This window comes from Pseudofrankia sp. DC12 (genome assembly GCF_000966285.1).
Classification (GTDB): Bacteria; Actinomycetota; Actinomycetes; order Frankiales; family Frankiaceae; genus Pseudofrankia.
Genome location: NZ_KQ031391.1, coordinates 1657528 through 1683251 on the forward strand (window position 1 = coordinate 1657528; position 25724 = coordinate 1683251).

Genomic DNA, 25724 nt, shown 5'->3' on the forward strand with positions numbered 1-25724 from the left:
GGCCCGTCGGCGCCGCCGGCAGGCGGTCCATGCTCACGAGCCGACGCCGGCCCGCAGCGAGTCGGCGATGAAACGGACGACCTCACCAACCTGCATGTTGATGACCTTGTCGACGTCCATCTCGGCAAGGAAGCCGACGAAGTCGACCTTGTCCCCGTAGGTGACCCGCATCCGGTCGGCGAGGGTCACGAACTCGATGCTCTCCAGCTCGAGGTCCTCGTTGAACGAGGTGTCCATGGTGATCTCCATGTCCACCACGTACTCCTCGCCGATCACCTCCCGCAGCATCTCGGCGACCTCACCGAGAATCCGCGTGTCGAGGGCATCCAGCGCCGGGTCGGCCGGACGGAGGGTGTCCTGCATGGTCATGTCGTCTGCGCTCCTTCGTCAGGGGTGCTCAGGTTTCCGGGTTCACGGGCTTCGGCGGCCGCTGGCCCGGCTACCCGGTGCCGACCTGGTGGTCGGGCTCGATGGCCTGGTCCGCCGGGACCAGTTCGGATAAGGCCCGCGGCAGGCGGGCACGGGCACCCCGCTCGACGGAGGGCGACGTCCAGGCCACGACGTGGTCACCGATCCGGACGCCGTCGGTGCCGCCGGTCTCCCGCCGCACCCGGCCCATACCGTCGACGGTACGCACCGCCACCCAACGTCGGCGCAGGTAGCCCGTCACACCGCCCGCCGCCGGGTCCACGGCGCCCTCGTCCGGCGCCGGGTCGGCGAGCACGGTGACCCGCAGCAGCAGCGGCGGCTCGGCCAGCGCCGACTCGGCCGGGCGCGGCGGCGGCGACTTGATGCCGTCGGCGGTCACCTGGTCGGGCCCGAGGACCTCACCGGCCGGGTCGTCGACATCCAGTCCGAGCTCGATGGCCAGGTCGACACCGGAGTCGCTCACCCCGGCGCCGACGGGCACGACCAGGTCGACGACGAACCGGCGCGGCCGGCCCAGCAGCCCGGTGCCGTCGGCCTTGGCGACGGCCTCCTTGGCCGCCCAGATCCGGGCGAACCAGGCGGCCGCGGCCAGCTGGGCGGCCTCGTCCTCGGCGCCGGTGCCGGGCTCGGCCGGGCCCACCTGGGCCGCCTCGGCGGGGGGCCGGACGGCGTCGGCGTTGCGCTTGGGGTCTGCGGCACCCGCGACCAGCGCGGCGTGCAGCTGGCGCTCGGCCGGGGTGAGCCCGGCCGCGTAGGCACCGGCGGTCCGCACCGCGACGGTCTCCAGGTCGATGCCGACGTCACCCTCGGAGTCGACCAGCGCGACGGCCAGGTCCACCTTGTGGGCGATCGAGAGGTTGGGCAGCGGTCCGGCCGGGATACCCGGCCGCTCCGGGACCTTGGTGATCACCGGCCGGCCGCTCGCGTCGTTGTCGACGGTGACCTCGATGCCCCAGACCGGCCCGGCTCCGCGTGCCCACAGCCAGCGGCGGACCGCGTCGGACGCCGCGATCCGGCCGAGCAGCCATTCCCGGGCCGCACGTGGGTTCTTCCCGGTCAGCACCCGGCGGCGTTCGGCGTCCAGGAAATGGCGGACGACCAGCTCCCGGGAGGCGATGTCGCGCCAGTAGTCCGGGACGACGACCCAGCCGTCCGGGCGCGGCTCGGCGACGGTGTTGCGCTCCGGGTCGCGCATCAGCAGCCACAGCCAGGCGTTCGCCGTGAACCGCCGGTCGGTCCAGCCGGTGACCTCGCACCAGACCGTGCCGTCCGCCGCCCGGACCTCCAGGTCGGCCGTGACGGTCTTGGCCGCGATGTCGCGGATGCGGGTCACGCAGGTCATCCGGTCCCCGGGGGCCGGATCGGCGCCGTAGAAGCGCATCTCGGTGACGGCCTGCGGCAGCAGCAGCGAGTCGACGTCGAGGTACTGGGTGGCCCAGTACCCGTAGAGCTGGCCGATCGTGTCGAGCAGCGCACCCGGGGCGCCGGTGACGACCAGCTGGCCGCGCGCGCCCAGCGGGGCGATCGCGTCCACGTGGGTGATGCCCTGGTAGCTGGGGCCGTGGAACATCCACCGGCCGCCGTAGAGCTCCGCTGCCTGGTGCGGCGACGGGACCTCGTCGGCCAGCCGCCCGTCGGGGGGCAGGTCGACGCTGGACGACGTGTGGGCGGGGGCCGCGGGGAAGGCGTCACCGAACACGACGGTCACCCGGGCGTAGCCGTCCATCGAGACCCGCACCGCGCCGTCGGGCAGCTCGGTGCAGGCGATGGTCACCTCGACCGCCGGCTCGATGGCGACCCAGCGCAGCGCCCGGACGTCCCGGACGGCGACGACCACGCGGCCGGGGGCGAGCGCCCGCGCCTCGTCGATCATCATCTCCAGCACGGCGGTCATCGGCATGACCGGGAAGCGGTCCGACCGATCCTTCCAGCCGGGTGGCTGCCGGTAGAAGCAGTGATCGATGACATGCGGCAGCTCCGCCAGCGACAGCGTCCGGCGCACCGTCTTCGTGATCGGGCCGGGGCCGCCGACGACGACCGGCGCGGCGCGCGGCGGCGCCGCGGGCGCCGGTGCCGTCACCGGGGTCGGCGGCGCGGGGTGAGCCACGCCATTGCCAGCCGCGCCATTGCCGGCCGCGCCCGGACCGCCGGGACCGCCGGGACCGGCCGGGGCGGTCCGCGGCCGGGTCAGCAGGGAGCCGGGCGCCCAGGCGGCGGCCGGCACCGCGGCACGGCGGCGGTCCCAGCTCGCCTGGACGTCCGCGAGTACCGACGCCGTCTCCGCCAGCGCCAGCCCGAGCTCCGCGAGCACCGGATGGTCCACCGCCCCGGCCAGGGGCACGGGTGGGACCGGATCAGCCGTGGCGGCGGTTGGGACAGGACCGTGGGCAGGCGCGGCGGTGGGCCGGCCCACGGACGCGAGGTCGCCGAGCAGCGCCGGGGCGTCCGGCCCGAGCCGGACCATCGGCGAGCCCAGCCGCAGCAAGGTCGGCTGCCCGCCGCGCCGCGTCGGCGTGGCCGCCGGCCGCGCGGGCTCGGCCGTACCGTCAGGCGCCGTCGACGCTGCCGGCGCGGGGGCGCCCGGTGCTGCAGAGGGACGCTGGCGGCAGGGCAGCAGATCAAGCCGGGGCGCGCCGCCCTCGGCCCAGACCGCGGCCGCGACGCGGCGCAGCTGGTCGAGGCCAGAACGCTTCGGGCTGTTCGACACGACCGTCACGTGGTCAGAAGCAGGCGCCTCACCCGGCGCCGCGCCGGCCCGGGTGGTCCCGGCCAGCGTGTCGTCGACGAAGCCGGCGACGCTGCCCACGCCGACCTGGACGAACATCCGGACGCCGTCGGCGTACAGCCGCTCGGTGAGCTGGCGGAACCGCACCGGCTCCAGCAGGTGGCGCACGGCCAGCTCACGGATCGCGCCCGCTTCGGCCGGGTAGGGCGCGACGGTCGTCGCCGACCAGACCGGGACGACCGGGCTGGCCAGCGGCATCGCGGCCATCGGGGAGTGTTCCAGATCCAGGTAGGGCCGCAGGAACGGAGAGTGGAACCCGGACCGGAACGGCAGCACCTGGCCGAGGACGCCCTTGGCCCGCAGCCGGGCCAGCGCCTCGGTGACGCTTGCCTCCTTGCCGCAGATCACCGACTGGTGCGGGCAGTTGTCGTGCGAGACGACGATGTCCGGGAGCCCCGCGATCGCCTCGGTCACCAGCTCGACACCGCAGCCGACCGCGCCGAAGAAGACGCCGGGCACCTCGACCGACCCGGGGTCGAAGCCGCTGATGAACGCGTCGACGAAGTCGTTCGGGACCATGCCCGACGAGATCATCGCGTTCCACTCGCCGATGCTGTGCCCGCCGACCAGGTCGGGGACGATCCCGAGCCGGCGCAGGGCGAGGTCGAGAACCCGGCCGACCTCGACGCTGGCCCGCCCGTGGCCACCGAGGACGCCGGTCTCGCCCAGGTCCGGCATCGGCAGCTCGAAGTGCGCGCAGACGTCGTCGATCCGCGGCGAGAACTTGTCCTCGAGCCCGCAGAACAGGAACGCCAGCCGCCCGGTCTGCTCGGTCTCGGGCGCGCGCGGCGCCGGGACGGGGCCGCCGGCGGTGGCGGCGGCGGCGGCGGGCCACCCAAGCAGCGGGTTCTTGGTGAACCAGAGGTCGTTGCGGCCCCGCCAGGGGGTCCCGCGCTTGACGATTGTGCGGGCCAGCGCGAGCCGGCGCGGGGTCGGCGCGACCAGCGCGAGCCGGCACGGCCCCCCGGTCGGCGGGCTGGCGGCGTCGTCGCGGGCGAGCAGCTCCGCGTCGGGAACGGCGAGTTGGGCGGCGAGCTCGGCGGGCGTCGCGGCGACGAGCAGAAGAACCGGCTCCGCCGTCGGATCGGCCGCCGGCGTCACGGGCCCGGAGCCGGTAGCCCCGACGGGCACCGCGGTGGCGACCGGCGCCGGGAACGTGCCGGCGAGCGACGGCGCCGTCCGGTCGGGCGCCTCTTCGAGCACGGCGTGCGCGTTGATGCCACCGAAGCCGAAGGCGTTGACGCCGGCCCGGCGCGGCCCGTCACCGATCGGCTGTGCCCAGGGCGTCGCGGTCAGCACCGGGGCGAACCGGGTGCCGGCGAACGCGGGGTGTGGGTCGTCGCAGTGCAGCGTCGGCGGCAGGGTGCGGTGGCGCAGCGCCAGGGCCGCCTTGATCAGTCCGGCGGCGCCCGCGGCCGGCATGGTGTGCCCGATCATCGACTTGACCGAGCCGAGCCCGATCGTCGCTGCAGCCGGGCCGGCCGGGCCGAAGACCTCGGCCATGCTGGCGAGCTCGGCCGCGTCGCCGGTCGGCGTGGCGGTGCCATGCGCCTCGATCAGGCCGACGGCGCCCGGCGCCCGCGGGTCCAGCCCCGCGTCGGCCCAGGCCCGGCGGACGGCGGAGGCCTGGCCCTGCGCGGCGGTCGCCATCAGCGAGGACGTCCGCCCGTCGCTGGCCATCCCGGTGCCGCGCACGACCGCGTGGATCAGGTCGCCGGCGGCCAGCGCGTCGGAGAGCCGGCGCAGCACCACCAGGCCGACGCCCTCGCCGATGAGCACCCCGTCGGCGCCCTTGTCGAACGGGCGAATCCGCTGCGACGGCGAGAGCGCCCGCAGCATCGCGAAAGTGGACCAGAAGGTCGGCTCGTGCACGATGTGCGCACCACCGACGATCATCGTGTCGGCGCGCCCGAGCCGCAGCTCGCGCACGCCGGCGTCGAGGGCGACCAGCGACGACGCGCAGGCCGCGTCGACGGTGTAGGCGGGGCCGCGCAGGTCGAGCCGGTTGGCGATCCGGGACGCGGCCAGGTTCGGCACCAGCCCGATCGCCGCCTCGGGCCGCTCCGGGCCGAGCTTGGCGACGAACGCGTCGTGGACACGCTCGATCGCGTCGTCGGGCAGGTCGGGCAGGACCTCGCGCAGGGTGACCGCGACCTGGCGGGCGGTCTTGACACGCTGCTCGATCCGGGCGAACGCCGGGCCGAAGTAGCCACCCCGGCCGAGCACCACGCCGACCCGGTCGCGGTCGGTCAGCCGGTCGGTGCCGCCCGCGTCGGAGATCGCCTCGGCGGCGAGCCGGAGCGCCAGCATCTGGTCCGGCTCGGCCCACTCGACCGCGATCGGCATGATGCCGAACTCGGTCGGGTCGAAGGTGGCCAGCTCGTCGACGAACCCGCCGCGCCGCGTATAGAGCCGGTCGGCGCGGGGCGTGCCCGGCGGCGGGGTGGTGGCCGCCTCCGGCCGGTGGAACTCGTCGTCCCAGCGGCCGGGCGGCGCCTCCCGGATCGCGTCGATGCCGCCGGCGATGTTCGCCCAGTAGCGGTCCAGGTCGCCGGCACCCGGGTACAGCGCCGCCATCCCGACGATCGCGACCGGCTCACCGCCAGCGCCGTCGGGACCGAGGTGGCCCGCCCTGGGATGGTCAGCCATGGAAGGCATCCGCCTCGCCGCACAGGTAGACGACCTGCGCCGGGCCGGTCGGGGTGGACAGCTCGCGCAACAGCGCGGCGACCCCCTCGGCGGGCTCGATCAGGCCGATCCCGCGCCGGGCGTACTCACGCTCGAGCTCGGCGGACACCATGCCACCGCCCTCGGCACGCCAGGGGCCCCAGTCGACGCTGACGACGCGGCCCGGGATTCCCGCCGCGTCGGCCGAGCCGGGCAGAACGGTAGCCGGGTACGTCCGGAACACCCCGGCGTGCGCGTTCGCGAGTGCGTCCAGGGTGTCGTTGGCGGCCGCGTAGTCGACCTGGCCGCGGTTGCCGAAGACGCCGGCGACGCTGCCGAACAGGACGACGAAGCGGGGGCCGCCGAGGTCGCGGCCGCCGGGCGCGGCGGAGCCGGTCTCGCGCTGGCACCGGTCGCGGCGCAGCGCGCCGAGCAGCGCCCGGGCCCCGTCAACCTTGGTCGAGTACACCCGGGCGAACGACTCGGGCGTCTTGTCCCGCACGAGCCGGTCCTCCAGCACACCGGCGCCGTGGACGACGCCGTCGAGCCGGCCGCGGCGGGCATAGACGTCGGCGACCACGGCCCGCACGGCGGCGGCGTCCCGGACGTCGACGGCGTGGTAGCGGACGCTCGCCGCCGTGCGGTCGAGCTCGGCGAGGGTCGCCCGGACCTCGCGCTCGGCGAGCAGCCGGGCCAGTCGGGCCTCGATCTCCGCGGGCTTGCGCATCCCCGTGGCGATCAGCGCCCGGCGCAGCGCCGGGGCGTCGGCGGCACCGGCGGTCGCCGGGTCCTCGGGGGCGGCCGGTGGCGGGGTACGGCCGATCAGCTCGACGTGCGCACCGGACCGGCGCGCGATCTCCACGGCGAGCCGCGCGGTGATCCCACGCGCGCCGCCGGTCAGGAGCACCACCGAGTCCGGTCCCAGCTGGGCTGTCTCCTGCGCGGCGACCGCCTCGGCCGCTGCCGGCTGGGCGAGCTCCACCGGGATCACCCGCAGGGCCGAGCGGACGCCGTCGCGGTGGCCGACGACCAGCGGAGCGTCGTCGGCGAGCATCTCGACGAGCAGCGACTCGGCGATCCGGCGGGGCGCCTCCTTCGGGTCGACGTCGACGACCCGGACGGCCACGTCCGCCAACTCGTAGGCGAGCGTCCTGGCCAGGCCCGCGAAGCCGGCGCCGGCGGCCGGCCCCGGGTCCACGCCGGCCGCGGCGCGGCGGCCGAAGTCGCCGCCCAGGCCGCTGGCGAGCACGAGCCGGCGGGTACCGCCGCCCGCTGCGCCCGGGCCGATCGCCGCGGCCTTCAGCGCGGCGAACGCCCCAGGCAGCTCCGCGGCCGACCCGGTGGCCCCGTCCAGCGCGGCGACCCACAGCAGCCCGTCGGCCGCGACCCCGCCGCCGAGCTGGGCGGCCAGGTCGGGGGCGCCGGCATCAAGCAGCCGGACCGCGGCGCCCGCCTGCTCCAGCAGGTCGGCGAGCTCCAGGCCGACACCGAGGCCACCCTCGACGACGGCGAACCGGCCGCCGGCCAGCAAGCCACCGGCCGCGCCGGCGCGGGAGGCGAGCGCCTCGGCCACGGTCAGCGCCGCCGGCAGCGGTGCCGGCTCGACGACGAACCTGCGCAGCGGAATCCGCGTGCTCGGGGCCGCTACGGCGTCTGTCGCGCTCTCCGGCTCGCTCGCGGCACCGCTGGTGTGCGCGACGATCCAGTCGACGATGCCGTCCACCGTCTTGATCGCCGCCAACTCCTCCACCACCGACTCATCCAGCTCGCCACCCTCGGCACCCGCCAGACCAAGCCGACCCGCCAACTCCCCCAAAATCTCCGTCCGCTTGATCGAATCGATCGACAGATCCGCCTCCAGGTCAAGACCCGGCTCCAGCATCTCCGCCGGATAACCCGTCTGCGAACCGATCACCTCGACGACCGCGTCCAACACCACACCACGGCCCGCCGGCGCGCCGGCACCCGGCGAGGCGGCGGCGGGTGCCGGCGGCACCGGCTCCACCGGCAGGGCCTGCGCGGGGATCGCCAGCGGCCGCCCGGCGGCCCCGGCCGGCTGCGTGCCACCAGGCTGGAAGGCCCGGGGCGTGACGCCCGTGAGGCCCAGCCCGTCGAGCAGTGCACCGTCGTGGCCCAGCGCGGCCGGGTCCTGGAAGGCGGCCGGGTCATAGGAGCCGCCGCGGCCGAGGTAGCCGAGCACAACGTCACGCTGCGCGGCGACCAGGTCCCGGGTGGTCCGCAGGAACTCCAGCACCGCGGCGTCGGCCGGCCGGGTGACGTCCGGCGCGGCCGACAGCGCGACCGGCCCAGGCGCGGCGACGAGCGGCGCGGCCAGTTCCAGGACCGCCGGCGGCTTGAGGCCACCGGCGACCGGCTTGCCGTCCGCGGTACGCACGTAGGCGCCGTCGACCAGCCAGCCCGGCCGGCGGGGTGCCTGCGCGACGGAGACGGCCTTGGCGTCGCGGCCGGCGAACAGCGGGGCGACGTCGACGGGGACACCCGCTGCGGCCAGCTCGGCCACGGCCACCAGGAGGCGGCGCAGGCCTGGCTCGCCGGCGACGTCGGTGGCGACGGCCCGGTGCGGCCGGCCGGCGAGGATCTTCCCGACCAGGCCGGTGAGCACCCGGCCGGGCCCGGCCTCGACGAACGTGCGGACCCCGGCGGCGTACATCGCCTCGACCTGCTCGACGAACCGGACCGGCGCGGCGACCTGGCCGGCCAGCGTCGCCCGCACCTCGTCGCTCGTGCCCGGGTAGGGGGCTCCGGTCGTGTTCGCCCAGACCCGAATGTCGGCCGGGCGCACGTCGAGGCCGGCGAGCACCTCCGCGAGCGTGCCTGCGGCACCGGCGACGACCGGGCTGTGGAACGCGGCGGCGACCGGGATCTGCTTGGCCGCGAGCCCGGCGGCCGACAGCGCGGTGAGCGCCGCGCCGACGGCAGCGGTCGAACCGGAGATGACCGTCTGCTTCGGGGCGTTCTGGTTGGCGAGCACGACCTCGCCGGCCAGGCCACCGGCCGCGGCGAGGGCGGCGCGGATCTTCTCCGCGGTGGCGGAGACGGCCGCCATGGTGCCCGGGTCGTCGCCGGCCGCCGCGAGGATCGCGGCGGCGCGCGCCTCGGAGAGCCCTACCAGGTCGGCCTGGTCGAGGGCGCCGCCGACGGTCAGCGCGACCAGCTCGCCGTACGAGTGGCCGGCGAGGTCGTCGGGGCGGATGCCCAGCGTGCCCAGCAGCTGCGCCATCGCCAGGTCCGCGAGGCCGAGGGTCGGCTGGGCGGCCCGGGTGTCGGTGATGGCGGCGACCTGCGCGTCCGCCTCGGCCCGGCTGAACGAGGCCGGCGGGAACATCGTGTCGGCCAGGTGCGGGCCGTGGGCGAGCAGCTCGCGCAGCCGCGGGAACGTGACGAACAGGTCCGCGAGCATCCCCGGCCGCTGGCTGCCCTGGCCCGGGAACAGGAACCCGACCCGGCCCGGGCCGGCGGCGTCGTCGGCCGTCTCGGGCGCGACGAACAGCCCGGCCCGCGGGTCGGACTGGAACGAGCGCGCCCGGGCGAGCGCGGTGGGCAGCTCGTCGAGGTCGGCGACGACGAAGGCGAGCCGTACCGGCCCGGACCGGTCATCGGCGACCGTGCGGGCCAGGTCGCGCAGCCGCCACGGCCGCCCGGCGGACTCGTTCGTCTCGGCCAGCTCGGCGAGCCGGTCGAGCCGGCGGGCCGCACCGGCCCGGTCCGCGGCGCGGATGACGAACAGCTCAGCCGGCCACTGGCCCAGCCCGTGCGCCGGCTCTGGCGCGCCGTCATACGCCGAGAGAACGACGTGGAAGTTCGTGCCGCCGAAGCCGAACGCGGACACCCCGGCGTGCCGCTCGGCCGCCGGCGCGGCCCACGGGCGCGCGGCCCGCTCGAAGGTGAACGGGCTGGACCCGGCCTCCCAGGCCTCGTTGGGCCGGGTGATGTGCAGGGTCGGCGGCCGGACCCCGGCCGCGAGCGCCCGGGTGGCCTTGATCAGGCCAGCCATCCCGGCAGCGCACTTGGCGTGGCCGATCTGCGACTTCACCGAGCCGACGGTGATGCTGCCCGGCTCGGCGCCGTGCTCGGTGAACACGTCGGTGAGGGTCGAGAGCTCGGTCCGGTCGCCGACCACGGTGCCGGTGGCGTGCGCCTCGACGAGGCCGACCTCGGACGGCGACACCCCGGCCCGCCCGTACGCGCGCTCCAGCGAGAGGACCTGGCCGGCGCGGCGCGGCGCGGTCAGGCCGAGCGCCCGCCCGTCCGACGAGCCGGCGACGGCCCGGACCACGGCCTGGATGCGGTCGCCGTCGCGCTCCGCGTCGGCCAGCCGCTTGAGCACGACCACCGCGACGCCCTCGCCGAGCGTGATCCCGTCGGCTGTCGAGTCGAACGACCGGCACCGGCCGCTGGGCGACAGGGCGTGCACGGAGGCGAACATCAGGAAGTCGTTCAGGCCGTTGTGGGTGTCGGCGCCGCCGCAGAGCACCATGTCGGCGTTTCCGGCGACGAGCTCCTTGCAGGCGGCGTCGAGGGCCGCGAACGACGACGCGCAGGCGGCGTCGACGGTGAAGTTCGACCCGCCGAGGTCGAGCCGGTTGGCGACCCGGCCGGCGATGACGTTGGCCAGGATCCCGGGGAACGAGTCCTCGTCCAGCTCGGGCAGGTGGTCGTCGAGCTCGGGCGGAAGGTCGCCGAGCAGGGACCGGAAGCCGGCCCGCAGCCCGTAGGCGCCGGAGAGGTCGGCGCCCGCCTCGGCGCCGAAGACGACGGAGGTGCGGGAGCGGTCGAACGAGCGGCCGGGCCGCCGGCCCCCTGCCTGCTTGTCACCGCCGATCCCGGAGTCGTAGCCGGCGTCGCGCAGCGCCCTGGCCGCGACCTCCAGCGCGAGCAGCTGGCCGGTCTCGATGCTGCGCAGCGAGCGCGGCGGGATGCCGTAGGCGAGCGCGTCGAACGGCACCGGCGGCAGGAAGCCGCCCCACTTCGACGGGGTCATCTTCCCGGCGTCCTTGACGAACGCGTCCTCGGCGTAGAAACGGTCCGCGTCGAACCTGTCCGCCGGCACCTCGGTGACCGCGTCGACACCGGAGACGATGTTCGCCCAGAAGGTCTCGACGTCCGGAGCGCCCGGGAAGACCGCGGCCATGCCGACGATCGCGATGTCGAGCGACCGGGCCGTCTCGCGGACGGCGGCCACCGACCGCGCCGCCGCGTCCTGCCGCGTCCCCTCGACCACCGCCTCGGAGCCGGCCTGGGCCGGGACCTCGACGGGGGCCAGGCCCAGCTCGGCGGCCCGGCGCGCGAGCGCGTCGCCCGCGCCCGTGGTGACCTGCTCGTGCAGCGCGGGGACGGTGGTCCGCTCGGCCCGCAGCGCGGCCACCTGGCCGATCATGAACATGCCCTCGGCCGCCTGGGTCGACGGGTCGACGGTCACCAGCGCGCCACCGTCGCGGCGGACGCCCTTGCTGGCGATCCGCAGCCGTCCGAGGTTGAGGCTCTCCAGCTCGGCCCACATCTCCTGGCGGCCGCGCCCTGCGGCGGCCAGGTCCGCCCGGGCGGCGAGGAAGGTGTCGACGAACGGCGAGCGGACGCACCGGGTGGCGTGCCCTGGCGAGGTCTCCAGCAGGACGGTCCGCTCGCAGGCGAGCGCCGCGTCCTGGAAGCCGGGCTGGATCGCGCCGGTCGCCACCGCCTCGTCCGTGAACAGGTAGGCGGTGCCCATCAGGGCGCCGACCTTGGCGCCGCGGGCCGCCAGCGGCGCCGCGACGGCCGCGACGGCCGCGGCCGACGCCTCGTCGTGCACCCCGCCGGCGAACAGCAGGTGCAGCTCCTCGAAGAACGTCCCGCCGGCCCGCTCGCCGGCGGCCAGCAGCCCGGCGACCTGGGCCTCCCAGAGCGCGAAGCTCGCCCGCGGCCCGACGTGCCCGCCGCACTCGCGGCCCTCGAAGACGAACTTGCGCGCGCCGTCGGCGACGAACCGGTCCAGCAGCCCCGGCGAGGGGACGTGCAGGAACGTGTCGATCCCGGCGGCCTCCAGCGGCGCCGCCTGCGCCGGCCGGCCGCCGGCGATCAGCGCGCACGGCGGCCGCACGGCCAGGACCGCCTCAAGCTGGGCGGTGCGCACCTCCGGCGGCGCGAAGCCGAGGATCCCGACGCCCCATGGCAGGTCGCCGAGCAGCTCGGCCGTCTCGGCCAGCAGCGCCCTGGACTGCTCGCCGGTCAGCAGCGCGAGCGCGAGGAACGGCAGCCCGCCGCCGTCCGCGACCGCCTTCGCGAAGCCGGGGACGTCGCTCACCCGGGTCATCGGGCCCTGGGCGAGGGGGTAGCGCAGGCCGCGTGCGGCGGCGAACGGCGCGCCGGCCGCGAGCGGGCGCAGGCTGGCCGCGGTGGCCAGCTGGTCGCTGATCGAGGCCCGGACGGCGCCGACGACGCCGCTGGCGGTGACATACCGGTCGGCCAGCGGGCCGGCGAAGGCCCCGTCCTGACCGATCGGGAGGAGCTGTGCCCGCAGGTCCCGGGCGCCCAGCCGGGTGGCGACGTCGGCCGCGGTGGGCAGGCCGTCCGCGCCGGCCGGCAGGGTGCCGTCGGAGGCGATCTCGCCCCCGGTGTCCCGCAGGTCAGGGGCCGTCTCGGCGGCGGCCGGCGGCCGGGCGAGATCGCTGGTCGGCGCCGCGGTCAGGCGTGCGACCGGGAGGTCTGGGCGGGTGTACACCCGGTGGTCGCCGACCAGGCTGGTCTCGCTGCCGTCCATGGCCCGGATGGCGCTGGCCACCTCGGCGGGCAGCTCGGCCTCACGAACCAGGGCGAGCTGGGCGTCCAGGACGACGCCGGCCGCGCCAAGGGCGACCGCGCCGGCCGCCGAGTGCGGCCCGATCCCGCCGGCGGCCCAGACCGGGGCCGGCGCGCCCGCCCGGGTCGTCAGGCCCGCGGCGCGCAGATGCTGCAGAAGGGTGAACGTGGTCAGGTCGCCGACCAGGCCGCCGGCCTCACTGCCGCGCGCGACCACGCCGTCCGCCCCGGCCGTCAGGGCCGCGCGCGCGCCGGCCACCGAGGTCACCTCGACGAGCACCCGGCGCCGCGCCGCCGGCCCGGCCGCGTTGGCGACGTCCCAGCCGGGGGTCGGCGCGGAGGTTGTCGGCCGGGTCTTAGCAAGCAGGTCCGGGTCGGCGAGCAGGACGAGATCGACGCTGGACGGCAGGTCCTCAGGACCGAGCGGCGCCGCCGGGCCGACCCGGACCGCGAACGCGGCGCACCAGCGGGCGGCGTCGGCCAGCGCCCGCCGGGCGCGGGCGGCGTCCCGGCCCAGATCGAGTACTCCCAGGCCACCGGCCCGCTCGACGGCCGCCACCAGCGCCGCGTTCGGCTCCGCGAACGGGGTCACGACGGCGACGAGCTCCCGGGCTGCCGGCGTCGGTGCTGGCCAGGTGCCGGTCGCGGGGACCGGCACGGTTGCCGCGTCGCCCGGCCGGGTGGGGCGGACTGGGTCGAGCTGACTGGAAGTCCTGGTCATCGACTGGTCCTCCTGAGCCAGTGACGCGCGCGGCGACACCGGAGTACGGGCTGCGGGGTGACGGCTGCCATCCCGCCGCGACGGCCATTCCCCAGGCCGCGCCGCTGCGGCCGAACGGGCTCGCCGGACAGGCCTGTCGTGAGCATCATCACCGCGCCGGTTTCGCCACCGGAGCAGCGGGCCCTCGGCCACTCGCGCGATGCCGCGCCGGCGAGCCAGTACACGCGTGCGCCACAGCCTTGGTCATCTCGAAAAACAACGTCTCCAGGTGCCGTACTACGGGCGCCGCCGGGCATGTCCGGACGCACCCGGGTCGGGTTTCACGCGAGTCCCCGGCTACCCGTCACGTAGGTACGACGCGTAGCCGAGAAGCTTCCTGGGAATTCTAGCCGGCCGCAGAGTGATCTCTGCGCGGTGGCACCAGCTGAGCCTGGTGGAGCTGTACAGACCATGCCTGTGCGTGTCCAGGCGGTCAACCGATAACGATCGTGCCGCTGCGCTGCCGCGACCCGGCCGGCGAAAGATACCGGCATCCGACGACGAATCCGATGCGGTCGAACCGGCCACTCTCGGCGGTTGGAGCACCACCGCTCCGTTCCTTCCGAATGAGGTCCGCAGACACCGTCCGGCGTTTCTCGGCACCTTTTCGCCACAGCGGGTCCGAAAAAATCTTTGCCTGACACAATCCCGGGAAACAAATTCATGACGCGAGTCCGCAAAGCAAAGCGAACTACGCCCGGAAGGGGCGGGTCTACGACGCGGCGGCCTGGGCTGTGGCCGTGACGGAGCCAGCCCGCGCGGGGCCGGGCGGCGCCGCGGACGTTCGGCCCTTGCGTGTCCGCACGACACGCCGGTCCTCGGCAAACGGTGCCGGGGCCGACCGCGGGGCTACACCGGGGTGGCACGTTCCGGCTAGTCAGATCGGGGGGTTACGTGCGACCACCGTGCTTGCTGCCAGCGGGGTGCCCGCGCGCTCACCGCTTGCCCCGTCAAATGCCGGCCGCCCGCGCCGAGAACGACCCACGGCGTTCACGACGACGCCCGTCAATCGGGCACCGGGGCGCACCGCCGCTGGAGGCAGTTCATACCCGACTCGGCCTGCCGCGCGCCCAAGCGGGAGCCGCCCGGCGACCGTGCGTATCGCGGGTCGAGGCTTTCCCGGAACACGCGTGATTCGGTCGTTAACAGCAAAAACCAGACAAGGCAGGCATTCAGCCTGCAGCGGGCCGGGGCCCCAGGCGGGGGCCCCGCCTGGGCACCCCCGGACCTCCGGGCGCCCGGCCTCGGCGCCCGGCGCCGACTCACTCCCGGCCGGCGCTCGCACCCGGCGTCGACGGGCCCATCTCACGTTGCCAGGCAAGGGCCAACTGGGTCCGGTTGGTGCAGGCGGTCGCGACCAGTGCGTGCGTCAGGTGGTGCTTGACGGTGTCGATACTGATGCACAGCGCCTCGGCGACCTGGCGGTTCGAGTGGCCCTCGGCGACGAGCCGCACCACGTCTCGCTCCCGGGCGGAGAGCTTGGCGGTCACCGCCGGGCCGGTGTTGGCGCGGACGTGGAACCGCAGCAGGTTGCCCAGATGCCGGCCGAGGACCGCCGCGATCGCTCGGTCACGCGGGCCGAAGGCGCCCGGCCGAGGATCCAGCAGCGAGATCACCGCGCCTATGTTCACCGGCCCGGCCAGCCGTAGCAGCAGCTCGGAGTGGATGCCCTGTGCGCGCAGGAACCGTTCCATCCGCAGCCGGATCTCCGGCCGGGCCGGGTTGCCGACGTCTTCCAGCGTGACGAGGCCGCGCTCCCGGATGAGCCGGAGGCTTTCCGGGTCGGAGAACACCTCCAGCCCGCGGTAACGGTCCAGGAAGGGACCGGCCATCCGCAACGCGAGCCCACGTCCGGACGGGCGCGGGTCCTGGAAGGCGGCTTCCAGGGTCGGACCGATGAAGAAGGCCGAATTCCGGTATCCGAGATGCCGCGACATGGCGTCGAGGACGGCCTCGCGGAACGCGGGCAGCGTGGGCGCACGCTCACAGTCCTCGACGAGGCGCAGGATGCCGCGCAGCTCGGCCGCGCCGAGGGCGAGGTCGCGCGGTGCCTGACCCGTGCGCGGGCTCAGCTGGGTACGGGCCTGCATTCCGACCACCGCCGGGCGAACCGGCTGAGCTCCCATTCCGGCGCCGCGTACCCGGTCGACCGCGGGGGACGACGAATTTCCCACCATCGAGGCGTTCGCGATCGGCGCGTTCCCGCCCGCTCCTGGATGCCGGTGAACGCCCGCGGCGTCGACCAGCGGAGCTGGTCCGCGTAGGACAGCGGAGGGTGTGTCGATGGTCACCGGTCTCGGCTGGCGACGAAGATGAGACATTCCGGCTGTACCGGCCACATCGGTATCCGTCTCGCCATCAAGCATGCGGTCGGTCACGCCCGCCTCCGGGTCCGGTCGACGCCAGGCTCAACTGCACAGCTAACGAGGTGTCCGGCGGCCGGGGCGGGCGCCTTGGGCCGCCAGAGCGCCGCTGCGACGATCGGCGCGGACGGTTCGGCGTCCCGGGTCGAGGCCGCCGGGGTATTACCGACCAAGCTGGACATGTTGGGTCAGCGTAGGGGCACCCTCGGAGGCACGCCAGACGCCGGGCAGGACTTTCTACCCCTTGCGAACGTTGACGGCGGCTTTCGAGATCAACACAGGGCCTAAAGTCCCGCGAGAGCGCTCCCTCTCTATGGAGAGTTACGAATTGGATTCACCCGGTAGTTGTTGATCGCATTCCGACTACCCGAACGGGCTAGTCACGCTCTGCACACATGGGCCATTCTCTGCACCGCTGGCACGACCGGGCCAACGCCCCCGCACCGACTCTGTGTAACAGGTTGCTACCGAGGGTACGGTCCCTGGCGACACGGTCCGCCCGTTCCGACCCGTTCGGTCGCGGCACTCACCGTGCCCGCGACCGGGTCCCGCGCCAGGCCTACAGCCGTCCGCCCACCACGAGGGGCGCGACGTCCGACGGCCAGCGGCGAGCCGGAACCGCGGCCCGAGAGGGGTGAGGAACGGTGACCATCGGCTCGTCGATCTTCATGATCGTCGTCGGCGCGATCCTCCGATACGCGATCACCTGGCGGGTTCAGGGCCTGAACCTGCCGGCGCTGGGCCTGATCCTGGCAATCGCGGGCATCGTCACCCTGGTGCTCCGGCTGATCTGGCTGTTCAACCCTGGCCTCGGCGAACGGGCGCCGCGCCCACCCGCCTGGCTCCCGGACGAGCTGGGCGACTGGACAGCCAATCCCGCGAACACGCCGCCCCCGGCCGCGCCGCGGCCGGCGACCACCGGCCCCGACGCGTGGCGACCGGGCGGCTTCCGCCAATAGGAGGCCCGGTCCCGGCTCAGCACTCGGCGCCCGCCGAATGCCGCCACTCGACTGCGGTGCGTCACCGCCACGTACGGTGACGCACCTGCGCCGGACGGGGGCAGCGTGGCGCGGGACCCCTTCTGGAACATACCGCGCCAACGTGCGCGAACGCGGCGCAGCCGCCGCCTCCCCGGGCGGCCCTCAGAGCAGGTGCAGAGCGCGGGCGCGGTGCACGGCATCGCGCCGGCGAGCCACGTCGAGCTTGCGGTAGATGCTTTTCAGATGCGTCTTCACGGTGTTGACCGAGACGTAGAGCTCGGCGGCGATCTCGGCTGTCGTCAGCATGGTCGGCAGGTAGCTGAGCACCGCCAGCTCGCGTTCGCTCAGCCGGTCCGCCCCACGCCCGGCCCGGCCGGCCGACGGCTGACCCGCGTCCCGTGCGCGCTCCCCGGGCAGCGGGCTCAGGCCGCCGCCCGCCAGCCGTACCTCCGTGCCAGCCGGTCGCGGGCCGTCTGCCCGGCCGGGCGGACCGGACGGGCCGGGGCCGCGCGCGCCGTAGCTCGGCGCGCCGCCGTGGGCGCGGTCCGCGGCATCTCGGTGGCTGAGCCCCCGGCGGTCCGCCGTCGCAGGCCCAGGCGGGTAACGTCCAGGCCCGCCAGGCGGCAGGGGCCCAGGCGTCGCCGGCCGGCCTGCCGGCCCTGGCCGCGCCGCCCGCGCCGGCTCCCCCTGCGCCGGACCATTGAGGGCAAGCGACGGCGGCCCGGCGCCGGCACGGCTGAGGTCGCCGCCCGAACCCGCCGCCCGCCCGCGGTCCTCCAGGCCCGCACCAACAGGAGCGGACGGGTTGCCGCCGGCCAGCAGCGGCGCCTGGCGGGCGGTCGGCACGGTGACGGCGCCACCCCGGTCGGATCGGGGCGCGTCCGGGCCGACCGAAGCCGAATCGGCCGAGCCGGTCCGTGCCCGGGTATCCGGCGCTCCGGACCTGCGGGCTCCGGCCGGCCGGCGCGGCTCGTCCCGGGCGGCCGCCAGGCGCAGCGCGGCGACCAGGGCCGGCGCCGCGTCCGGCAGGCCGGGGTGTGCGTCGGTCAACGCCACGATCTCCGGCCCGAGCTCCAGGAACGGCCGCACCAGCAGCTCGTCCTGGGCCAGCGCGAAGGCTCGGGCGAGCAGCCCGCCCGCCTGGGCCCCGTCGCCGCGGCGCGCCGCGGCGACCGCGCTGATCGCGCACGCGGCGACGACACTCGCTGAACCGCCACCGTCCGCCCGAAGCAGCGGGGCGACCGCGAGTGCCGCCGCCGCCGCTTCGCCCTGTGCCAGGTGGGCCCGTCCCCTGGCCAGCCGGGCCGACGGCCGCTCGCGGCGGCCAGCGGGATCCGGCGGCCCGAGCAGCCGCAGCGCCGCGTCCGGGTTCCCGCCGGCGACCAGCAGGTCTGCCTGGGTCGCCTCGCGCACCAGGACGAGCAGGCCGGGCGCCTCCCGTGCCGGGAACGCGGCGAGCGTGCGCCTGGCGGCCCGCAGGTCCTCACCGGTGCGCCGGCCGAGCCGCAGCCAGGCGCGCAGCAGGTTCACCAGGTCGGGCAGCTGCCCGGTGTCGCCCGCCGCGTGTGCGGCGAGGTCCGCCCAGTCGAGGCCCCCCGCGGTGTCGCCCCGATGGCCGGCCGCGGCCGCCAGCGCCAGCAGCGCCTCGGCGACGCCGGTGAGCGCGGGCGCCTCGGCGAGCCAGGCCAGCCTATCGGTGTCCGGCTGGCCGGCCGGCGGGCCGCCGCGGGCGTGGCCAAGGACCGCGGCGCCGGTGCCGGAACCGGCACCGAGCTCCGCCGCTCCCGGTCCGACAGCATCGTTCGCCGTGGCCGGCGCCGGGCCCGCGGGGGCGGCCGTACGCAGCCGGACGGCGGCGGCGAGCGCGGCGGCGGCGGCCTCGTCGGCCTGCCGCAGCCGTCCGCGCAGCGCATAGCCGAGGGCCAGCGCACCAAGGCAGCCGACGGTCGCGCCGGACAGCCGGGCCCGCCGGGCCTCGGCGAGCGCGACCCGCAGCGCGTCCTCCGCGGCCTCCAGCCGGCCGCGCCACAGCTCGGCGCGACCGCGGGCGGCGAGCGCGAGCGGCCGCAGACCGTCTGGCAGTCCCGCCGCGGGGCCAAACTCGGACGCGACGCGCACCCGCAGCACCCGACGGGCCGCCGCCAGGGTGGTGTCCACGTCCCCGGCCAGCTCGGCGCGGCGCAGCTCGACCGCCTCGATCGCGACGAGAAGCACTCGTCGAGCCGACGCCAGCGTGCCGCCGCTGTTGGCCACGGCCGGCGGTCCTGGCTGACCTGGGCGCTCCGTGCCCGCGCCGCCTCCGCTCGGCCCCGCCGTCGGGAGCCCGAAAAGCCCGGAGCGGGCCAGCTCCAGGTGCTCTCCGGCGGTCACGGCGTCGCCGGCGAGGACCCGCGCCAGGGCGGCCGTGATGGCGCACTCCGGGCCCAGGCCGGCGGCACGGTCCGGGAAGCTCGCGACAAGCGCGGCCAGTTCGGGCAGCTCGCCCTGCAGGATCAGCGGGACCGTGCCGCGCGCGACCAGGCAGGCCAGGTAGCGCCAGTCACCGGCCCGGCGGGCGTGGCGCGCCGCGTCGACCAGCCGGCGGTTCGCCGCGTACCAGAGCGCGGCGCGCAGGTTCAGCTCGGCCTCGTCCTCGGCCGGGTCGCGTCGCAGGGTCTCGCGCAGCATCCCGCGCAGCAGGGAGTGGTAGCGGTACCAGGAGGTCGGGGCCACCGCGACCGCGCCCGCCGAACACGCGTCGCCGGACGGCGTTGTACCGGCTGTGGCGACGCCGGCCGAAGCACCGGCACCCGGCGGATCCGTCCCGTAGCCGAGGTCCCACGGAAGGCCGGAGTCGGTCGCCGCCGGGCCGTGGGCCTGCGCCGCGGCGGCTACCGGCGCGGCGAGGACGGCACCGGCCGCGAGCTCGGCCAGCAGCCGCGCGCCGGCCTCCGGTTCGGCCGCGACGACGTCGGCCAGCGGCGCGCACACCGCGTCGAGCACGCTGGTCCGCAGCAACAGCCGGCGTATCGGCCCCGGCAGGGTGGCGAGCGCCTCCGCCCGCAGGTACTCGGCGACCGGGGCGAACGCGGCTGGGGGCAACGGGGCCCCGGCCGCGCCGGCCCGGTCGGTGTCGGCCGGGCCGCCACCGGCCGGAGCCTGCGCCCCGACACGCTGCGGCCCGGCGGTCACCGCGGCGAGTGCGCGTCCGCCGGACAGCTCGCTCTGGCTGGCGGTCAGAGCCGCGAGATCGGCCGTGGTCGTGAGGCCCGCGGCGGCGAGCCGCAGCCCGGCGGCCCAGCCCGCGGTGGCGGCCAGCAGGCCGGGGCCCGCCGCGGCCGGTACCCGCATCGCCGCGAGCAGCCGGTCGGTCTCGGTGGCGTCGAACGCGAGCAGCTCCGGACCGATCTCGGTCAGCTGGCCCGCGGCCCGGGCCCGGTGCGCGGCCACTGGGACCCGTCGGCCCGAGAGCACGAGCCGCAGCCCGGTCACCCCGGCCGCGAGCAGCTCCAGGCCGGCGATGTCCGCCGGGCCGCCGACGAGCCCGAGGTCGTCGACGATCAGTACCAGCGGCTGGGGCCGGCCGGCGGCCAGCGCGTCGAGCAGCTCTCGGCAGAACAGGTCGGCGGCACCCCCCGGAGCCGGTGGGCGCAGCCGGGCCAGCGCGCCGTCCAGGTCCGCCTCGGGGTGGGCGCGCAGCGCCACGAGCAGGTGCTCCCAGAACGACGCCCGGGGCGGGGGCGGGCCGTCGGCGGGAGCAGCCGGGGGCTGGGCCGCCGCCGGGTCGTCGGGCCCGGCGGGTACCGGCGCGACATCGGTCGCCGGGTCGACCTGGAGCCAGACCAGCGGCAGGGCCTCCCGGCGGGCGAGGTACCAGGACGCGAGCAGGGCCGTCTTGCCGCAGCCCGCCGGTCCGCGCACGATCGTCAGTGCCTGGCCGCAGGACGCATCGAGTAGTTCCCAGAGCCGCGGCCTGGGTATATGAGGAACGGGCAGCGCGGGTGGCGTGAGCCGGCTGCGCAGCGGTCGCAGGCCGGCCGCCACGGCCTCGGGCCTCGCCGCCGCGCTCGCCGGCCGTCCAGGTCCGCGCGGGCTCCCGTCCGGCTCCCCTGGACCGTCGCCCGGCTTTCCGGGACCGTCGCCCCGCGCTCCGGGAACGTTGTCACGCTCGCCCGGCATCCCCACCACCCCCCAGCACCCACCGTACGGTAGCTGTGAGGTCACCCTCTGTCGCGGCCGCGCGTCGCTCCCCGCGGGCTTTCGCTGGCGTCCGCAGGGGCATTGACCGCGTCGCGCGCCAATCCCGGGCACGCCGCCGGATCGGTGCGCGGGCGGGTCAGGCGGCGCAGTCCGAGCAGACCGCGCGACGTACGTCGGCGAGCTGGCTGCGGTGGTGCACCAGGAAGCAGCTCGTGCAGGTGAACTCGTCCGCCTGGCGCGGCAGCACGCGCAGGGCGAGCTCGTCGTCGCGCACCTCCGCGTCGGGCAGGTCCAGTTCGGTCTCAAGGGCGTCCACGTCGTCGCCCAGGTCCGCGGCCGCGCCGACCCGCTGTGCCTTCAGCGACTCCAGGCTCTGTTCCTGGAGGACGTCATCCCCGTCGCCGCCGCGCGGGGCATCGAAGTCTCGAGCCATGCCTCTCCTTCCGTCCACTTCTTGATGCCGGTGACGCCGGCCAGGCCGTGGCCGAACGCCACCGGGTCCCGCCAGCGGCGGGCCGATCTCGCCGGGTCAGACGAGGCGTTCGCCGTGGGCCCGCCGCCGGCGAGCAGCGCGCCCGGCATAGGCCACTTCCACCGCTATACCCAGGCTCGCTTACCCGAACGGATCGGATGGTCACAATACGCAATGCCCATGGCGCGCAGAGATCCCCGCGCCAAATGTCCACGTTTGGCCATGCCGACGCCCGCCCAGGCGGGCCGGCCACGCCCGGATCACCGGAGACGGTGCGAAGGATACGGGCCCGGAGCCGCCCCGGGCCAATCTCAAGGCGGTCTCCTCGTGTCTGACCCGTCACATCCAAGCATCAGGGGCGCTGCGTCTGGAAGGGGTCGTGCTCGGTGAGCAGCCGCTCCAGCCGGACCTGGTCGACCCGGTTGATCACGCCCGCGGCCTCCTGCTGGTCGCGCACACATTTGGCCAGCGTGAAGGACGACGTGACGACGTAGAGCAGCCCGAGAAGGACGAAGGCACGCATCCACCCGTCGCCGGGCAGGTGGGCGGCGGCCCAGAGGACCGCGATGATCGAGATCCCGAACGAGATCGCCGACTGGACGAGGAACGCGGTAGTGCTGCGCGAGGACGGCGCCTTGGTAGCCATGCCGCCAGTTTCGGGAGCCGGCAGGCGCCCCGCCTGAGCGCCGACACCCGAATCGTCCTGAGTAGGAACGCTCAGGGCGGGACTGCCCGGTTCTGCCACACTGCTCCCGGCGGCCTCGGTGCGCCATTCGCACGCACAGCGACACGACTGAAGGAGACAGCGGTGTTCCCCACCGTCAGCCCGGCGGCCTACCCGGCCGGCCCGGACGGCGTCCGTGGGGCGCTGTGGCGGTCGCTGGCCGTCTTCCGCTGGGTGGCCTTCGGCTATGCGGCGATCGCGGCCGGAGTCCGCCTCCGCCACGCCGACCGGCCTGCGCTCGGGCTTGCCCTGATCGGGGTGATGGCCGCCTGGTCGGTGGCCCTGACCGCGGTGGTGCCGAGCGCCAGCCGGTCCCGGCCTCGGCTGCTGCGAGCGCTCGCCGTGGCCGACCTCGCCCTGTGTGCCGCCCTCGTGGTCGGCGCGGAGCTGGTCGGCCCCCGGCCGAGCCACGCGCTGCCGATGATCTGGGCGATCAGCGCCGTGTTCGGTGTCGCGCTCGTCTGGGGCACGGTCGGCGGCGTCGTCGGTGGGCTGGTCATCTCGGCGGCCTTCTTCGTCGAGTGGGGCACGCTGACCGACTCCCTGGTCAGGACCACCTTGCAGACGCTGCTCGCCGGGGCGGTCGCCGGGTACCTGACCCGGACCGCGCTGCGAGCGGAGGCCACGGTGGCCACCGTGCTCGCCGCGCGGGCCGCCGACGCGCAGCGGGCCCGGCTGGCCCGCGCCGTGCATGACGGCGTGCTGCAGGTGCTCGCGCTGATCGCCCGGGAGGCGCCGCGCGGCCTGCCCGCCGACCAGGTCGCCCGGCTGGCCGCCGAGCAGGAGTCGGTGCTGCGCGACCTGCTGCGGGTCGCCGGCCCCGGCGAGGCCCCCGTCGACCCCGCCTGGCCGGGTGCCCCGGCCGCCGGCGAGCGCACCGACCTTGCCGAGCTGCTGGTCCGGCTCGCACATCCGCCTACAGGCCGCACCGACGAGCCGCTGAGCGGGACGGGCGAGCACGCCGGTCTCCCAGCACCGCGGGTGACGGTCGCGACGCCGGGGGTCCCGGTGCCGCTGGCGGCCCACCGCGCCGCCGAGGTGGTCGCGGCGGTGCGCGCCGCGCTCGACAACGTCGCCCGGCACGCCGGTCCGGCTGCGTCCGCCTGGGTGCTGGTCGAGGACGACGGCGACGAGGTGCTGGTGACGATCCGGGACGACGGGGTGGGCATCGCCCCTGGGCGCGCCGACGAGGCCGCCGCGGCGGGCCGGCTGGGGCTCGCGGTCAGCATCCGCGGCCGCGTCCGTGACCTGGGCGGCGACGTCACCGTCCTCGGCGGGCCGGGACTGGGAACGGAGGTTGAGCTGCGTGTCCCCAGATGACAGGCCGCCGCGGCCGGCCGCGCGCGGGCACGCCGCCGGGCAGCCGCCGCGGGTGGTGGTCGTGGACGACCATCCGCTGTGGCGCGACGCGCTCGCCCGCGACCTGGACCAGGCGGGCCTTCCGGTGGTCGGGACGGCCGGGTCCGTCGCCCAGGCGCTGCGGGTGGTGGCCGCGACCCGGCCCGACATCGTCGTGCTGGATCTCTCACTGCCGGACGGTTCGGGCGTCGAGGCCATCCGGGCGCTGCACGGGGGCGACAGCGGCTTCACCGGCTCGGTGCTGGTGGTGTCGGCGTCCGGGGAGCAGGCGGACGTGCTGGCGGCGGTGAAGTCCGGTGCGTCGGGCTACCTGGTCAAGTCGGCCCGGCCCGAGGAGCTCGTCGACGCGGTGCGCCGGACCGCCGACGGAATCCCGGTGTTCGGCGCTGGCCTCGCGGCGCTGGTCCTCGGCGACATGTCCCGGGCGGCGCGGCGCCCAGCGGAGCCGGGGAGGCCGAGCCTCACGGCCCGGGAGATCGAGGTGCTGCGTCTCGTGGCCAAGGGCCTGTCGGCCAAGGATGCCGCCGCCCGGCTCGGCGTCTCACCGCGGACCGTGCAGAACCACGTCCACAACGTCCTCGGCAAGCTGCGGCTGCGCAACCGGGTCGAGCTGGCCCGGTTCGCCGTCCGGGCGGGCTACGACGAGATCGGCGACGGACCGCCGCCGGCCGGTCAGAGGTAGAGCCCGGTCAGCCCGTCGTCGAGGCGCTCGGCGGCGACCGCATGGACGTCACGCTCACGCATCAGGACGTAGGTGGAGCCGTGCAGCTCGACCTCGGCACGGTCCTCCGGGTCGAACAGCACCCGGTCACCGATCTGGATGGTGCGCACCGCCGTCCCGACGGCGACGACGTCCGCCCAGGAAAGCCGCTTCCCCATGTGGGCCGTGGCAGGAATCACGATGCCGGCCTTGGAACGCCGGTCGATCGAGTCCTCACGCGGCTCGACGAGCACTCTGTCATGCAGCAGCCTTATCGGCAGCGAACCGGCGCGCATGTCGACCCCGGCCGTGCCACCGAGGCCGTTGACACCACCGGAAAGACTGGTCACGGGCGGCAGACTACTCCGCCGTCCGCCGCTGGTCGCCGGTCCCATAGCCGGCTTGTGGACCAGTGCGCGTTCCCCACCCGTCCGGCACCACCATCCGGTTCGCCCGCCGTCACGGCCACCAGCGAGAACCGGGCCGGCGAGGAGACGCCCGGCAGCGCCGCGACGCCCGCCCGGAAGGCCCCGGATGTCCCGGAAGCCGCCCGCCGCGCGGGCACATTCCCAACGGGGTATAAGCTGCCGCCCATCGCCCGGAGTTGGCCAGATCCACACCTTGGTCGGATCCACACCGGGGGGGCGCGGGCAGGCACCCGCGGACGAGCCGACTCATCCCGCCTCGAGCGGGGGCCCGCCGATCGGCGCACGCGGATCAGCGGGGGACGCGCTTCGGCCATGCGCCGGTCGGCACACGACGCAGCTCACGGGACGGGACACAACATGGCACTCCGCATCAGTGTGGACCTTGACGGCCTGCGCTGGGCCGATCTGTTCCGGTTCGTCGACCTCGCCCGCAACGGGGGCATCGGCCCGGACGACCAGGTCGACGTGATCACTTACGGCAGCGACCCGATGTCGGTCAGCCTTTCGGCCCGGATTTTCCCGCAGTCCGACGGCTTCCTGGCGGTCGAGCCGGACGGCGGCTCGGACGCGCTGCGCTCGTCGCCGCTGTCGATCAGCGCGGCGCCAGCCACCAACGGCTCGGCGCCCTTCGGCTACGAGTCCGCGCCGGACCGCTCGGCGCCCTCGAACGGCTCGCACTACCCGGCGTTCGACAACGCGCCCGAGCGGCCGAGCAGCCCGCCGCCGTCCTACCCGGCCTACGACGCGCCGGCGGACCGAGGCGCGCCCGCGCAGGGCGGCAACCACTACCCGGCGTTCGACAACAGCCAGCCCGACCGTATGCCGGGTGGCGGCGGCAGCCCGTACGCCGGCTTCGAGCCCGCGTTCGACCGCGGCGCGCCCGGCAAGGAACTGCCCGGCGGCAACCCGGCGGACAGCCCCTACATCGAGGAGTTCGCTCGCCTGCAGGAGGGCCTGATGCGTCAGGTCCGCCGCAACGACGAGGTTCGGCCCGAGCGCGCCTGACCGCGCCGGCCCGGGGAGGCCCGGCGCCGGACACAACGAGTCCGGCGCCGAGGCGAACGCGCGCCACGATGACCGACG

Annotated in this window: 12 protein-coding genes; 4 read left to right on the forward strand and 8 right to left on the reverse strand. The window is 75.9% G+C overall.

Annotation, left to right across the window (positions count from 1 at the left end):
- Nucleotides 1-33: 33 nt before the first annotated feature.
- The 4 genes from FRADC12_RS06735 to FRADC12_RS06750 form a co-directional block, all read right to left on the reverse strand.
- Entirely contained in the window at nt 34-369 is a 336-nt protein-coding gene (locus tag FRADC12_RS06735) for an acyl carrier protein (protein WP_045875995.1), read from the reverse strand.
- 70 nt (nt 370-439) lie between these two features.
- Nucleotides 440-5863 carry a type I polyketide synthase gene (locus FRADC12_RS06740; protein ID WP_045875996.1) on the reverse strand — a complete coding sequence of 1808 codons (5424 nt, stop codon included), beginning with the start codon at nt 5861-5863 and terminating at the stop codon, nt 440-442.
- Complete coding sequence (locus tag FRADC12_RS06745; RefSeq protein WP_084011278.1) at nt 5856-13397, reverse strand: type I polyketide synthase; 7542 nt, start codon at nt 13395-13397, stop codon at nt 5856-5858. The genes FRADC12_RS06740 and FRADC12_RS06745 overlap by 8 nt, the downstream gene beginning before the upstream one ends.
- A 1301-nt stretch (nt 13398-14698) precedes the next feature.
- On the reverse strand, nt 14699-15727 hold the full coding sequence (locus tag FRADC12_RS06750) for a helix-turn-helix transcriptional regulator (protein WP_232303653.1): 1029 nt from the start codon (nt 15725-15727) through the stop codon (nt 14699-14701).
- A gap of 716 nt (nt 15728-16443) precedes the next feature.
- Between FRADC12_RS06750 and FRADC12_RS06755 the strand changes: the two genes are divergently transcribed.
- Nucleotides 16444-16758, forward strand: coding sequence for a hypothetical protein (locus FRADC12_RS06755; RefSeq protein WP_045875999.1), 315 nt, complete (start codon nt 16444-16446; stop codon nt 16756-16758).
- 183 nt (nt 16759-16941) lie between these two features.
- Here the strand turns inward: FRADC12_RS06755 and FRADC12_RS32055 are convergent, their stop codons facing one another.
- The 3 genes from FRADC12_RS32055 to FRADC12_RS06770 all read right to left on the reverse strand — a co-directional run bounded on the left by FRADC12_RS32055 (nt 16942) and on the right by FRADC12_RS06770 (nt 22076).
- A complete protein-coding gene (locus tag FRADC12_RS32055; protein ID WP_198152812.1) occupies nt 16942-20802 on the reverse strand; it encodes a LuxR family transcriptional regulator in 3861 nt (1286 codons plus the stop codon).
- 292 nt (nt 20803-21094) lie between these two features.
- Nucleotides 21095-21391: a DUF4193 family protein gene (locus FRADC12_RS06765; RefSeq protein ID WP_045876001.1), complete on the reverse strand. Its 297-nt coding sequence runs from the start codon at nt 21389-21391 to the stop codon at nt 21095-21097.
- 391 nt (nt 21392-21782) lie between these two features.
- Nucleotides 21783-22076 carry a YiaA/YiaB family inner membrane protein gene (locus tag FRADC12_RS06770; protein WP_045876002.1) on the reverse strand — a complete coding sequence of 98 codons (294 nt, stop codon included), beginning with the start codon at nt 22074-22076 and terminating at the stop codon, nt 21783-21785.
- A 162-nt stretch (nt 22077-22238) separates the two neighbouring features.
- Here FRADC12_RS06770 and macS point away from each other — a divergent pair, with 162 nt between their 5' ends.
- Both macS and FRADC12_RS06780 read left to right on the forward strand, forming a co-directional pair.
- On the forward strand, nt 22239-23474 hold the full coding sequence (macS, locus tag FRADC12_RS06775; protein WP_045876003.1) for a MacS family sensor histidine kinase: 1236 nt from the start codon (nt 22239-22241) through the stop codon (nt 23472-23474).
- Nucleotides 23461-24195, forward strand: coding sequence for a response regulator (locus tag FRADC12_RS06780; RefSeq protein WP_045876004.1), 735 nt, complete (start codon nt 23461-23463; stop codon nt 24193-24195). The genes macS and FRADC12_RS06780 overlap by 14 nt, the downstream gene beginning before the upstream one ends.
- On the opposite strand, the gene FRADC12_RS06785 is transcribed toward FRADC12_RS06780, so the two are convergent.
- A complete protein-coding gene (locus tag FRADC12_RS06785; protein WP_502685232.1) occupies nt 24186-24608 on the reverse strand; it encodes a GroES family chaperonin in 423 nt (140 codons plus the stop codon). The two genes, FRADC12_RS06780 and FRADC12_RS06785, sit on opposite strands and share 10 nt — an antisense overlap.
- A 390-nt stretch (nt 24609-24998) precedes the next feature.
- Here FRADC12_RS06785 and FRADC12_RS06790 point away from each other — a divergent pair, with 390 nt between their 5' ends.
- Nucleotides 24999-25646, forward strand: coding sequence for a hypothetical protein (locus tag FRADC12_RS06790; RefSeq protein ID WP_045876006.1), 648 nt, complete (start codon nt 24999-25001; stop codon nt 25644-25646).
- The last annotated feature ends 78 nt before the right edge of the window (nt 25647-25724 follow it).